This is a genomic window from Leifsonia shinshuensis (genome assembly GCF_022606355.1).
Lineage (GTDB): Bacteria > Actinomycetota > Actinomycetes > Actinomycetales > Microbacteriaceae > Leifsonia > Leifsonia shinshuensis_B.
This window is the reverse complement of sequence record NZ_JAHHZQ010000004.1, coordinates 79,720-93,037: the sequence shown is the minus strand read 5'-3', so window position 1 is coordinate 93,037 and position 13,318 is coordinate 79,720. Positions and strand designations below refer to the sequence as shown.

12 protein-coding genes are annotated in these 13,318 nt (G+C 68.1%); 5 read left to right on the top strand and 7 right to left on the bottom strand.

Annotated elements, in window-relative coordinates:
- The 7 genes from KNO15_RS15785 to KNO15_RS15755 all read right to left on the bottom strand — a co-directional run bounded on the left by KNO15_RS15785 (window position 1) and on the right by KNO15_RS15755 (window position 8,461).
- The gene (locus tag KNO15_RS15785; protein WP_241704762.1) at window positions 1–459 is read right to left on the bottom strand and encodes a cytidine deaminase; all 459 of its coding nucleotides are present in this window, start codon (window positions 457–459) and stop codon (window positions 1–3) included.
- Window positions 456–1,745 carry an ABC transporter permease gene (locus tag KNO15_RS15780; RefSeq protein ID WP_241704761.1) on the bottom strand — a complete coding sequence of 430 codons (1,290 nt, stop codon included), beginning with the start codon at window positions 1,743–1,745 and terminating at the stop codon, window positions 456–458. The genes KNO15_RS15785 and KNO15_RS15780 overlap by 4 nt, the downstream gene beginning before the upstream one ends.
- Window positions 1,742–3,037 carry an ABC transporter permease gene (locus tag KNO15_RS15775; RefSeq protein ID WP_241704760.1) on the bottom strand — a complete coding sequence of 432 codons (1,296 nt, stop codon included), beginning with the start codon at window positions 3,035–3,037 and terminating at the stop codon, window positions 1,742–1,744. Before KNO15_RS15775 ends, KNO15_RS15780 begins: the two co-directional genes overlap by 4 nt.
- Window positions 3,034–4,554, bottom strand: a complete 1,521-nt coding sequence (locus KNO15_RS15770) for an ABC transporter ATP-binding protein (protein WP_241704759.1) — start codon at window positions 4,552–4,554, stop codon at window positions 3,034–3,036. Before KNO15_RS15770 ends, KNO15_RS15775 begins: the two co-directional genes overlap by 4 nt.
- A 232-nt stretch (window positions 4,555–4,786) precedes the next feature.
- A complete protein-coding gene (locus tag KNO15_RS15765; RefSeq protein WP_241704758.1) occupies window positions 4,787–5,869 on the bottom strand; it encodes a BMP family lipoprotein in 1,083 nt (360 codons plus the stop codon).
- 208 nt (window positions 5,870–6,077) lie between these two features.
- Complete coding sequence (locus KNO15_RS15760; RefSeq protein ID WP_241704757.1) at window positions 6,078–7,211, bottom strand: magnesium and cobalt transport protein CorA; 1,134 nt, start codon at window positions 7,209–7,211, stop codon at window positions 6,078–6,080.
- A gap of 80 nt (window positions 7,212–7,291) precedes the next feature.
- On the bottom strand, window positions 7,292–8,461 hold the full coding sequence (locus KNO15_RS15755; protein WP_241704756.1) for a glycosyltransferase family 4 protein: 1,170 nt from the start codon (window positions 8,459–8,461) through the stop codon (window positions 7,292–7,294).
- 74 nt (window positions 8,462–8,535) lie between these two features.
- Here KNO15_RS15755 and KNO15_RS15750 point away from each other — a divergent pair, with 74 nt between their 5' ends.
- The 5 genes from KNO15_RS15750 (at window position 8,536) to KNO15_RS15730 (ending at window position 13,275) form a co-directional block, all read left to right on the top strand.
- Window positions 8,536–9,657, top strand: coding sequence for a mannose-1-phosphate guanylyltransferase (locus KNO15_RS15750; protein ID WP_241704755.1), 1,122 nt, complete (start codon window positions 8,536–8,538; stop codon window positions 9,655–9,657).
- Between the two features lie 151 nt (window positions 9,658–9,808).
- Complete coding sequence (gene sdhC, locus KNO15_RS15745) at window positions 9,809–10,225, top strand: succinate dehydrogenase, cytochrome b556 subunit (protein ID WP_308220449.1); 417 nt, start codon at window positions 9,809–9,811, stop codon at window positions 10,223–10,225.
- A gap of 1 nt (window position 10,226) precedes the next feature.
- On the top strand, window positions 10,227–10,670 hold the full coding sequence (locus KNO15_RS15740; protein WP_241704754.1) for a succinate dehydrogenase hydrophobic membrane anchor subunit: 444 nt from the start codon (window positions 10,227–10,229) through the stop codon (window positions 10,668–10,670).
- Window positions 10,671–10,711: 41 nt separating this feature from the next.
- Window positions 10,712–12,514 (top strand): succinate dehydrogenase flavoprotein subunit, encoded by a 1,803-nt coding sequence (sdhA, locus tag KNO15_RS15735; protein ID WP_241704753.1) that lies wholly within the window; start codon window positions 10,712–10,714, stop codon window positions 12,512–12,514.
- On the top strand, window positions 12,514–13,275 hold the full coding sequence (locus tag KNO15_RS15730; protein WP_241704752.1) for a succinate dehydrogenase iron-sulfur subunit: 762 nt from the start codon (window positions 12,514–12,516) through the stop codon (window positions 13,273–13,275). Before sdhA ends, KNO15_RS15730 begins: the two co-directional genes overlap by 1 nt.
- Window positions 13,276–13,318: the final 43 nt, after the last annotated feature.

Sequence of the window (13,318 nt, the reverse complement as noted above, 5' to 3'; positions counted from 1 at the left end):
TCAGTCGTTTGGTCGCACGGTGTCGCTCGTGCGGTGGTCGGCGTCGCCGTGCTCTTCGGCATAGGCGTCGAGCTGCCGCGGCCCGAAGGCGTCCGGCAGCACCTCGTCGATCGTGCGGATGCCCGAGACGGTCTCCAGCAGCATCCCCTCGGCCGAGTGCTCGTAGAGCAGCTGCCGGCAGCGACCGCACGGCATCAGGGTGTCGCCGTCGCCGTTGACGCACGTGAACGCGACCAGGTGTCCTCCACCGGTCATCGCCAGGGACGACACGAGCCCGCACTCGGCGCACAGCGTGATGCCGTAGCTGGCGTTCTCCACGTTGCAGCCGCTCACGATCCGGCCGTCGTCGACGAGCGCCGCAGCACCCACCGGGAACTTCGAGTACGGCACGTAGGCGTGCGTCCTGGCCTCGTTCGCGGCGGCGCGCAGTGCGGCCCAGTCGATCTGCTGCGCGGTCATGACTTGATGTACGGCTTGCCGTCGGCGGCCGGCGCCCGCGACATTCCGACGAGCCCGGCGACGGCGAAGATCGTCACGACGTACGGCAGCATCAGCATGAACTCGCTCGGAACCGGCGAGCCGATGATGCCGAGCACGTTCTGCAGGTTCGTGGCGAAACCGAACAGGAGGGCGGCGAGGGTCGCGCGGATCGGGTCCCAGCGGCCGAAGATCACGGCCGCGAGGGCGATGAAGCCCTGACCCGCCGTCATCTCCTTCGAGAAGGCGCCGACCGAGCCGAGCGTGAAGTACGCGCCACCGAGACCGGCCACCGCTCCCGCGAGGGAGACGTTCCAGAACCGGGTGCCGTTGACGTTGATGCCGACGGTGTCCGCGGCCTCCGGGTGCTCTCCGACCGAGCGGAGGCGCAGGCCCCAGCGCGTCTTGAACAGCCCGAACCAGACCAGGAAGATCGCGATGTACATGAGGTACTCGATGATCGTCTGGTCGAACAGCACCTTGCCGATGATCGGGATGTCGCTGAGGATCGGGATGGGCCAGTCGGGCAGCCGCGGCGGGTGGTTGAGCACCTGCGGGTCGTTCGCGAGCACCGTCGAGTACAGGAAGCTCGTGAGGCCCGTGACGAGCACGTTGAGCACGACACCGACGATGACCTGGTCGACCAGGTACTTGATCGAGAACGCCGCGAGCACGAACGAGACGAGCACGCCGGCGACCATCGCGGCGAACAGGCCGACGACCCAGCTGCCGGTGAGGCTCGCGGTCATCGCCGACACGAAGGCGCCGGCGAGCAGCTGGCCCTCGATGGCGACGTTCACGACACCGCCGCGCTCGGAGATGACGCCGCCGAGCGCGCCGAACACGAGCGGGACGGAGAGGCTGATCGTTCCGAGCAGCAGGCCCGTGACCGGCACCGGAAGCTGGCCGGAGCCCGCCCACGACAGGAACGCGAACATGAACAGCAGCGCGAAGACGATGACCAGCCAGATCGGGGTCTTGCGCACCCGCCAGGAGAGCCAGGCGCTGTACGCCGTGATCAGCGTGAGCAGGATCGTGACGACGACGGTGGTCGAGAACGTGTCGACGGTCAGGTTCGGGAGCTTGATCGCGTCACCGGCCTCGGAGAACCGGAAGGTGCTCGCCCCGTGGCGCGGGAAGGCGAAGAAGAGGATCAGGCTGATGACCACGAACACGGCGAAGGCGATGGGCGCCTTCCACGAGCGGATCTCGGCCTTCTCGAGGACGATCGGGGAGGAGTCGGGAACGACGGGGGCCGCTGTGGTCACTTGGCCGCCACCTCCTTCGTGACGATGGGACGCTGTCTGCGGGGCGCGCTCCCCGGCGTCGGGAGGCGGAAGATCGCCCGCACCAGCGGCGGTGCGGCGACGAAGAGGACGATGAGGGACTGCATGATCAGCACGATGTCGATCGGGATGCCCCCGGCCTGGATCGTGTAACCGCCGGCCTTGAGCGCGCCGAACAGCAGACCGGCGGCGAACACGCCCCACGGCCGCGACCGGCCGAGCAGCGCGACGGTGATGGCGTCGAAGCCGATGCCCGCGTCGACACCGGAGCTGATGCCTGCCGGGAAGACGCCGAGCGCTTGGCTGGCGCCCGCGACGCCGACGAGGGCGCCGGCGAGCAGCATCGCGTAGACGTAGATGTTCTTGACGTTGATACCGGCGACGCGCGCGGCGTTCGGGTTCTCACCGACGGCACGGAAGCGGAAGCCCAGGCTCGACCGGTTCATCAGCCACCAGACGAAGACGGTCGCCCCGATCACCACCACGAAGGCCCAGGTGAGGTTGTACTGCACGCCCAGCAGCGGCGGGAACACCGCGTTGCCGTGGATCGGCGGGGCCTTCGGGTTGTTCGATCCCGGCGCCTGCAGCAGCCCCTTGGTGCGCAGCATGTACGAGATGAGATAGAACGCGATGTAGTTGAGCATGATCGTCACGATCACCTCGTGCGCGCCGGTCCTCGCCTTCAGGAGGCCGACGATGCCGGCCCAGATCGCGGCACCGGCGATGCCCGCGAGCACCGCGACGACCAGGTGAATGACCGGAGGCAGCTCGAACGAGAAGCCCACCCACGCGGCGGCGGCCGCGCCGATCAGCAGCTGGCCCTGGCCACCGATGTTGAACAGGCCGACGCGGAACGCCAGCGCGACGCCGAGCCCGGCGACGATGAGCGGTGTCGCGAAGGTCAGCGTCTCGGTCAGCGGGCGGATCCCCGCGGCAAACGTCGGCCGGCCGAAGTTGTAGATCGCACCCTGGAACATCGAGGTGTAGGCGTTCGAGACGGCGGTCCAGATCGCGGAGAACGTGTCGCCCGGCCGGGCGAAGAAGTAGCCGGCGGCCTTCTGGACGCCCTCGTCGGTGAACGCGATCAGGATCGCGCCGACGACGAGCGCGAGCACGACGGCCAGGATCGAGATGACCACCGGGCCGCCCATGATGTCGCGGACCGCCTTGTTCCAGCGGTCGTCGTTCTCCGGTTTGACTGCCGGGCTGCCGGGCTGCCCCGGCTGGGCGGCCGCCACGGGCTGGCTGGGCGTTGGAGTCCCGGTGCCGGTCATGCTGCTGCTCCTGCCTGCTCCGGCGACTCGCCGGCCATCATGAGGCCGAGCACGTCGCGCGACGTGTTCCCCGGCACGATTCCTACGATCCCCCCGCGGTACATCACGGCGATGCGGTCGGCGAGCGCCGCCACCTCGTCGAGCTCGGTGGACACCACGATCACGGGCACGCCCGCGTCGCGCGTCGCGACGATGCGCTTGTGCACGAACTCGATCGATCCCACGTCGAGGCCGCGCGTCGGCTGTGCGGCGACGAACAGCCGCAGGTCGCGGCTGAGCTCGCGGGCGAGCACCACTTTCTGCGCGTTGCCGCCGGAGAGCCGGCCGACCTTCTGGTCGATCGACGGCGTGCGCACGTCGAACTCGCTGACCTTCTCTTCGGCGAAGTCCTTCAGGTAGGAGAACTGGATGCTGCCGCCCTTGACGAACGGCGCACCCGTCGAGCGGTCGAGCATCAGGTTCTCCTGGATGCTGAACTCGCCGACCAGGCCGTCCTCGTTGCGGTCCTCCGGCACGAAGCCGACGCCGGCGTCGAGCACCCTGCGCGGGCTGTGGCCCTGGATCGGCTTGCCGTCGAGGAGGATCTCGCCCTCGACCCGCGGCTGCAACCCGAGGATGGCCTCCGTCAGCTCGGTCTGCCCGTTGCCCTGCACGCCGGCGATCGCGAGGATCTCGCCGGCGCGGACCTCGAAGCTCACCTTGTTCACGACCAGCTGCCCGATCGGGTCGATCACCGAGAGGTCGTTGACGACGAGAGCGGGCTCTCCCGGGTTCGCCGGCTCCTTCTCGACCGTGAGCGACACGGCGCGGCCGACCATCATCGAGGCCATCTCGGCGTTGGTCGCGGTGGGCTCGGTCTCGCCGATCACCTTGCCGAGGCGGATGACCGTGATCCGGTCGGCGACCTCGCGGACCTCGCGCAGCTTGTGCGTGATGAAGACGATCGCGGTGCCCTCCGCCTTGAGCTGGCGCATGATCTCCATCAGCTCGTCGGTCTCCTGCGGGGTGAGCACGGCGGTGGGCTCGTCGAACACCAGCACCTTGGCGTTCTGCGAGAGCGCCTTGATGATCTCGACGCGCTGCTGCACACCGACGGGGAGGTCCTCCACGAGGGCGTCGGGGTCGACGTGGAACCCGAACCTGGCCGAGATCTCGCGCACCTTCGCGCGAGCGGCGTTCAGGTCGAGCCGGCCGCCGAACTTCAGCTGCTCGTGGCCGAGCATGACGTTCTCCGCCACGGTGAACACGGGGATGAGCATGAAGTGCTGGTGGACCATGCCGATGCCGGCCTTCATGGCATCGCCGGGGCCGGAGAAGTGCTGGACGACGTCGTCGAGCAGGATCTCGCCCTCGTCGGCCTGGTAGAGGCCGTAGAGCACGTTCATCAGGGTGGACTTGCCTGCGCCGTTCTCGCCGAGCAGGCAGTGGATCTCGCCAGGTTCGACGGTGAGATCGATGTGGTCGTTCGCGACCAGGGCACCGAACCGTTTGGTGATGCCGCGAAGTTCGAGCTTCATTCGGGTGGGTTCCTTCTCTACTCGCCCGGGGTGAGCACAGAGACTACAGAGGTGATGGCGCGCGACAACGGCCCGTGGCCACGATGCGCTTCATCACCCTACCTTTCTGCGCATATGTCAGTGTGTGCTCAAACGAGCGCACCGACAAGATGGGATCGAGCCGGACGAGGGCGGACGTGCGACGGGGAGGCCAGCGTCGCGCTGACCTCCCCGTCTGGTGCTGTCGTGCCGGTTACTGCTTCGGCGACGAGGGCGAGGTGACCTTGATCGAGCCGTCGATGATGCCGGCCTTGATCTTGTCGAGCTCACCCTGCAGGCCCGAGTCCACCTTCGAGGAGAAGTCGTGGAAGGGGGCGAGGCCGACGCCGTCGTTCTTCAGCGTGCCGACGTACGGCGTGCTGTCGAACTTGCCCTTGGCGGCCTGGGTGACCACATCGTTGGTGGCCGGCTTCATACCCTTCATGACCGAGGTGAGGAGCAGGTCCTTCACGGTCGGGTCGGACTGGTACACGTCGGCGTCGACACCGATCATCGCGATCGGCTTGCCCGAGTCGCGGATGGCCTGCGCGGCCGACTGGTAGATCGGGCCGCCGACCGGCATGATCACGTCGGCGTTCTGGTCGATGATGCCCTGAGCGGTGTTCTTCGCCGTCTCGTTGGCGTCGAAGCCACCGGTGAAGGAGCCGTTCTGCTTGGCGACATCCCAGCCGACGACCTTGATCGACTTGCCCTTCTGGTCGTTGAAGTACTTCACGCCGTCCGCGAAGCCGTCCATGAAGATGGTGACGGTCGGGATCTGCATGCCGCCGAAGGTGCCGACGATGCCGGTCTTCGAGTAGCTCGCGGCCGCGTAGCCGGCGAGGAACGCCGCCTGGGCGGTGTCGAAGATGATCGGCTTGACGTTCTTGGCGGTGATCGAGTTGTCGTCGATGATCGCGAAGTTCACGTCGGGGTTGGCAGCCGCGGCCTTCTTGGTCGCGTCGGCGAGCAGGAAGCCGACGGTGACGACGAGGTTGCAGTTCGCGTCGACCATGCTCTGGATGTTCGGGGCGAAGTCGTTCTCGCTCTTCGACTCGGCCTTGTTGTACTTGACGCCGAGGGTGCCTGCGGCCTGCTGGAGGCCCTCGTAGCCGAGCTGGTTGAACGAGTGGTCGTCGAATCCGCCGGAGTCGGAGACCATGCAGGGCAGGAACTTGCTGTTCGCGGCCGCCGTGGACGAGTTGTCCGACGGGGCAGCCGAACACGCGGCGAGCAGCGCGACGACGCCGGTCACCGCCAGGCCGACGAGGCCGGCCTTACGGGCTGTGATTGTCAAGGTTGTCCTCCAAGATGCAGGCCCACCGCTGGTGCCGGCGGGCCACTGTATGCATTGCACGTTACCGAATGTGACGAACGGCTCTGATCGAAAATCCGGGTTCTTCATGCAAGCGTTACAAACGCGCGCGCCGTTGGCACCTGCTCATTTGAGCAGGTGCCGACGGCGCACTCCCGGAGGCGTCCCCCGAACGGGAGGAGACCTCTCCCTACAACCACCCGCGGCGCTTGAAGATCCCGTACAGCAGGGTGCTCAACCCCAGCATCGCGAGCACGGCGAGCGGGTAGCCGAGCGGCCACGCGAGCTCGGGCATGTTGTGGAAGTTCATTCCGTAGATTCCCGCGATCAACGACGGCGCGAACAGGATCGCCGCCCAGGAGGAGATCTTCTTGACCTCCTCGCCCTGCCGGTGCGTGGAGTGGGCCAGCCTCGTCATCTCCTCGTTCTGGCGCTCGGAGACCAGCGTGGAGTTCACGGTGAGGATGTCGCGCAGGAGGTAACGGAACCCGTCCACACGCTCGTTCACCAGGGTGAGGTGGTCGGCGACGTCGCGGAGCCGGCGTTCCAGCTCCTCGGTGACGCCGTACTTGGCGGTGCCGCGCTCCAGCGCCACCATGACCGACGAGAGCGGATGGGTGGCGCGCTGGAAGTCGATGACCTCCCGCGACAGCTCGTAGATGCGTCGGGAGACCAGCGCGTCCCCGCCGAACACCTGGGTCTCGATCTCGTCGATGTCGTTGGCGAGACCGGCGACGACCGGGCTGTAGGCGTCGACCACCGCGTCGATGATCGCGTAGAGGATGGCCTGCGGCCCGAGCGCCAGCAGATCGCGCTCGCGCTCCATCCGGTGCCGCACCGTCGACAGGTCGGGCGACTCGCTGTGCCGGACCGTGATCACGAAGTTCGGGCCGACGAAGAGGTGGAGTTCGCCGAAGTCGACCTCCTCGGGGACGTCGAGGTAGTTCGCCGCCTTGAGCACCACGAAGAGCACGGAGTCGTAGCGCTCCAGCTTGGGCCGCTGGTGCGCGACGATGGCGTCCTCGATGGCCAGCGGGTGCAGGCTGAACTCCTCGGCCAGCGACATCAGCTCCTGCTCGCTCGGCCGGTACAGCCCGATCCAGGCGACACCGCCCGGCGTCCCGTCGAGGGCGCGGTAGGTCTCGGCCAGGGTGTGCGGCGACGCCACGCGCACGCCGTCGGCGTAGATCGCGCTGTCCACCATGCTGTTGCGCGTGGCCGGCCTCGGCTCCGTCAGCACCGGATCGGGCGAACTGGGGGGATCGACCCTCCGGGCTCGGGACACGAAGGGCATCGGGATGCCGCGACGGTTCAGGTTCGCCATGATTCACCTCCTGGTGCATGCGGATACGTCAGGCGGCCCTGCGACGCCCGCGCGACAGACGCCGGGGGCGATGGAGCCACCTAACTGTACGCGCGCTGCCCGCCCGACGGCTGGACGTCGCGGCGGCCGACGTCGCTGCACGCGTCGAGGATGACGCGCTCGTAGTGCCCGGTCAGCTCGGAGCAGAGGACGTCCCAGCCCCGCCCCAGCACACGCCGGCGGCCGGCCTCCCCCATCCGCAGGCGCAGCGGGGCGTCGGTGGCGAGCATCGAGACCGCCGCGCGCAGCGCCCTGTCGTCCGACGGAGGGAAGAGCAGCCCGTCGACGCCGTGCTCGACGAGGTCGATGGGACCGCCGGCCCGCGGCGCGATCACGGGGAGCCCGGAAGCGTGCGCCTCCTGGACGGTCTGGCCGAACGTCTCTTCCGATCCGGTGTGCACGAACGCGTCGAACGCGGCGTACGCCGCGCCCAGCTCCGCTCCCCCCAGCCGGCCCAGCCAGGTCGTCGGCACGCCGTGCAACTGACGCTCGACGGCCTCGCGCGCCGGCCCGTCGCCGACGATCGCGACCGAGACGCCGGGGAGTCCCTTGAGGACGCGCAGCCGCTCCACCTGCTTCTCCGGAGCGATGCGGCCGACGTACCCGATGACGACCTCGCCGTCGGGAGAGAGCCGCTCGCGCAGCGCGACCGCGCCGGGCAGGCGGCGGTTGTTGGGGTGGTACCGCTCGAGGTCGACGCCGCGACCCCAGCGCGCCAGTCTGCGCACCCCGGCTTGGCGGAGGTCGTACTCGCTCGCCGACGACGGCACCAGCGTGAGGTCGGCGCCCTCGTGCACCCAGCGCACGTACTTCCAGGCGATGGCCGCCGTCATCCCGAGGCCGTTGCGTCGGGCGAACCCGGCGACGTCGGTCTGGTAGACGGCGACGGACGGCACGCCCACCCGGTTGGCGGCGGCGATGGCCTGCGCGCCGAGGAAGAACGGGGAGGCCGCGTGCAGCACGTCCGGGCCGAATCGCGCCAGGATGCGCTGGACCTGCGGGCTCGGCAGCCCCACCGGGAACTGCCGATAGGCGATCGACGGCACCTGGTGGATGCGGAAGCCCGCGTATTCGTCGGGGGCGCCGGCCTCCGGGCAGATCACGATGGCCTCGTGCCCGTGCTCGGCCAGATGATCCAGCACCCGGAGGACGCTGGTCGTCACCCCGTTGACTGTGGGGAGGAAGCTCTCGCTCACGACCGCGACCCGCATGGCTCCAGTGTCGGCGCACGGAATGACCCGGCTGTGAACAGCAGGTGACCAGAACCGCTCGGTATCCTTTCGCCATGACAACTCCAGGCGCCCTCGACCGGTTCTACAGCGTCATTCCGGCCGGCGGGATCGGCTCGCGGCTGTGGCCGCTGTCGCGGGCGGACGCGCCGAAGTTCCTGCACGATCTCACCGGCTCCGGCCACACCCTGCTGCGCGACACCTGGGACCGCCTGACGCCGATCTCGGGCGAGCAGCGCATCATGGTCGTCACCGGACGCGCCCACCGCGCCGCCGTGGAGGCCCAGCTCCCCGCACTGGCCGATGCCAACGTCGTCCTCGAATCCGAGCCGCGCGACTCCACGGCCGCGATCGGTCTCGCGGCCGCCATCCTCGAGCGCCGCGAGCCCGGCGTGATCGTCGGGTCGTTCGCCGCCGACCACGTCATCCGCAACCAGCGCCTCTTCGCAGCGGCCGTCAAGGAGGCCGTCGCCGCCGCCGACGAGGGCTACATCACCACCATCGGCATCAAGCCCACCGAGCCGGCGATCGGCTTCGGCTACATCCAGTGCGGCGGCGCCCTCACGGTGTCGGGCGCTCCGAGCGCCCTCGCCGCCGCCTCCTTCGTCGAGAAGCCCGACCTCGCCACGGCCGAGCGCTACCTGGACAGCGGGTCGTACCTGTGGAACGCCGGCATGTTCATCGCCAGGGCCGACCGCCTCCTCGAAGAGATCGGCCGGTCCAAGCCCGAGCTGCTGGCCGGGCTGCTCGAGCTGGCGGCGGCGTGGGACGATCCCGCCACGCGCGGGCCGGCGGTCGACCGCATCTGGCCGAATCTCGAGAAGATCGCCATCGACTACTCGGTGGCGGAGCCTGCGGCGGCGGGCGGCCGGCTCGCCGTGATCCCCGGCTACTTCGACTGGGACGACGTCGGCGACTTCGCCTCCCTCTCCAAGCTCAACTCGGGAGGCCGCACGACCGACCTGGCGATACTGGGCGCCGACGCCCGGGTGCTCGCCGACGCCTCCAGCGGCATCGTGGTCAGCCAGACGAAGCGGGTCATCAGCCTGATCGGGGTGAAGGACATCGTGATCGTCGACACGCCGGACGCCCTTCTCGTGACGACAACGGACAACGCCCAGCGCGTCAAGTCGGTCGTCGACGCGCTCAAGGTCTCCGGCTCGACGGACGTGCTCTGACCCGAGCCGCCGGCCGCCTCACCCACCCCGAATTATCTCGACGTCGAGATAACCAAGGGCATCCTAAGCAGCGCGAGACCAGTGCGCGGCATAGACTTGCCACGCGCTTCGTGCGCCTACTTTCAGCGATAGCAACCAGGGAGGGTTGTTCGTGCCAGAGCAAGCGGCAGGGACCCTGCAACCGAACAAATCGAGGCCGGGCGGCACGCTGTACCGCGGCCGGGAGGGCATGTGGTCGTGGGTGCTGCACCGCATCACCGGCGTCGCCATCTTCTTCTTCCTCCTCGTCCACATCCTCGACACCTCGCTCATCCGGGTCAGCCCGGAGGCGTACAACGCGGTGATCGGCACCTATAAGAACCCGATCATGGGATTCGGCGAGATGGCGCTGGTCGCGGCGATCATCTTCCACGCCTTCAACGGCCTCCGGATCATCCTCATCGACTTCTGGAGCAAGGGCGTCAAGTACCAGAAGGTCATGTTCTGGATCGTCATCGTGATCTGGGTGATCCTCATGGCGGGCTTCGTGCCGACGCAGCTGATCCACATCTTCTCGGAGGTGAACTGACGTGACGACCATCGAGGCTCCGCGCACGCCGGCCCGCCCGGTCCGCAAGGGCACCAACTGGGAGAAGTGGGGCTGGATCTACATGAGAGCGTCCGGCTTCGTGCTGGTCATCCTCATCTTCGGCCACCTGCTGATCAACCTCGTCCTCGGCGACGGCGTCAAGCAGATCGACTTCGCCTTCGTCGCCGGCAAGTACGCGACGCCGTTCTGGCAGGTCTGGGACCTGCTGATGCTCTGGCTCGCGCTCATCCACGGCGGCAACGGCATGCGCACCCTGGTCAACGACTACGCGCACAACCGCACGCTGAACCTCATCCTCAAGTGGGCGATCGCCGCGGCGGTCGTGGTCCTGGTCGTGCTGGGCACGCTCGTGATCTTCACCTTCGACCCGTGCCCGGTGGGCGCCCACGCGGCCGACCTGCCCACATTCTGCACGGCCAAGTGAGCCTGCGCGGCCAAGTGACTGACTGACGGAAAACAAGAGCTGTGACAACTGAAACCACTGAATCCACCGTCATCGACGGCGTCCACTACCACGAGTTCGACATCGTCATCGTCGGCGCAGGCGGCGCCGGGATGCGCGCCGCGATCGAGGCCGGCCCGCACGCGAAGACCGCGGTGATCTCGAAGCTCTACCCCACCCGCTCGCACACGGGCGCGGCGCAGGGCGGCATGGCCGCGGCGCTCGCGAACGTCGAGGAGGACAGCTGGGAGTGGCACACCTTCGACACGGTCAAGGGCGGCGACTACCTCGTCGACCAGGACGCCGCAGAGATCCTCGCCAAGGAGGCCATCGACGCGGTCATCGACCTCGAGAACATGGGCCTGCCGTTCAACCGCACGCCCGAGGGCAAGATCGACCAGCGCCGGTTCGGCGGTCACACCCGTGACCACGGCAAGGCGCCCGTGCGCCGTGCCTGCTACGCGGCCGACCGCACCGGGCACATGATCCTGCAGACGCTGTTCCAGAACTGCGTGAAGCTCGGCATCAACTTCTTCAACGAGTTCTACGTCCTCGACGTGATCATGAACGAGGTGGACGGCGTCGAGCAGCCCGCGGGAGTGGTGGCCTACGAGCTCGCGACCGGCGAACTGCACGTCTTCCACTCGAAGGCGATCATCTTCGCCACCGGCGGCTTCGGCAAGATCTTCAAGACGACCTCCAACGCGCACACCCTGACCGGCGACGGCGTCGGCATCATCTGGCGCAAGCGCCTGCCGCTGGAGGACATGGAGTTCTTCCAGTTCCACCCGACCGGCCTCGCCGGCCTCGGCATCCTCCTCACCGAGGGCGCCAGAGGCGAGGGCGCCATCCTCCGCAACGCCTCCGGCGAGCGGTTCATGGAGCGCTACGCGCCCACCATCAAAGACCTCGCGCCACGCGACATCGTCGCGCGGTGCATGGTCCAGGAGGTCGCGGAGGGCCGCGGAGCCGGCCCGCACAAGGACTACGTGCTCCTCGACTGCACCCACCTGGGGGCGGAGGTCCTGGAGACCAAGCTCCCCGACATCACCGAGTTCGCCCGCACCTACCTGGGCGTCGACCCGGTCGTCGAGCCCGTGCCGGTCATGCCGACCGCGCACTACGCGATGGGCGGCATCCCGACCAACAACAACGCCGAGGTGCTGCGCGACAACACCACCGTCGTCCCCGGCCTGTACGCGGCGGGCGAGTGCGCCTGCGTGTCCGTCCACGGCTCCAACCGACTCGGCACCAACTCGCTTCTCGACATCAACGTGTTCGGCAAGCGTGCGGGCAACAACGCTGTCGAGTACGTCAAGACGGCCACGGCCGTGCCGCTGCCGGAAGACCCTGCGGCGTTCGTCCGCGGGCTGATCGACGGCCTCCGCAGCGGCACCGGCACCGAGCGGATCGCCGCGATCCGCAAGGAGCTGCAGGACGAGATGGACAAGAACGCCCAGGTGTTCCGCACCGACGAGTCGCTCGAGAAGGTGACGGGCACGATCCACGCCCTGCGCGAGCGCTACAAGAACATCGTCGTGCAAGACAAGGGCAAGCGCTTCAACACCGACCTCCTGGAGGCCGTCGAGCTGGGCTTCCTGCTCGACCTCGCCGAGGTGGTCGTCTTCTCCGCGCGCAACCGCAAGGAGTCGCGCGGCGGCCACATGCGCGACGACTTCCCGAAGCGCGACGACGAGAACTACATGCAGCACACGATGGCCTACCTCACCGGCGACCCGCACTCCGCCGACGCGGCAGACCACATCACGCTCGACTGGAAGCCGGTCGTCGTGACCCGCTACCAGCCGATGGAGAGGAAGTACTGATGTCCAACGCCGTGCTCGAGACTCCCCCGGCCCCCGAGGCGCCCATCCAGTCGTTCACCGTGACGCTCATCATCCGTCGGTTCGACCCGGACGTGGACACCGAGCCGCGCTGGCAGGACTTCGACGTGGAGCTCTTCCCGACCGACCGCATCCTCGACGCGCTCCACAAGATCAAGTGGGAGCAGGACGGCTCGCTGACGTTCCGCCGCTCGTGCGCCCACGGCATCTGCGGCTCCGACGCGATGCGCATCAATGGCCGCAACCGCCTCGCCTGCAAGACGCTGATCAAAGACCTGGACATCTCCAAGCCGATCTACGTCGAGGCGATCAAGGGCCTCCCCCTCGAGAAGGACCTGATCGTCGACATGGAGCCGTTCTTCGCCTCCTACCGCGAGGTGCAGCCGTTCCTGGTGGCGAACAGCACGCCCCCGAAGGACAAGGAGCGCATCCAGTCGGTCGCCGACCGCGCCCGCTTCGACGACACCACCAAGTGCATCCTCTGCGCCGCGTGCACATCCTCGTGCCCGGTGTTCTGGACCGACGGCCAGTACTTCGGCCCGGCGGCCATCGTCAACGCGCACCGCTTCATCTTCGACTCGCGCGACGACAACTCGCAGGTGCGCCTCGACATCCTCAACGACAAGGAGGGCGTCTGGCGCTGCCGCACGACCTTCAACTGCACCGACGCCTGCCCCCGTGGCATCCAAGTGACGCAGGCGATCGCGGAGGTCAAGCAGGCCATCATGCGCGGCAAGCGCTGACGGCGCGGCAAGCGCTGACGCACTGAACCCAGCCAACGACGAA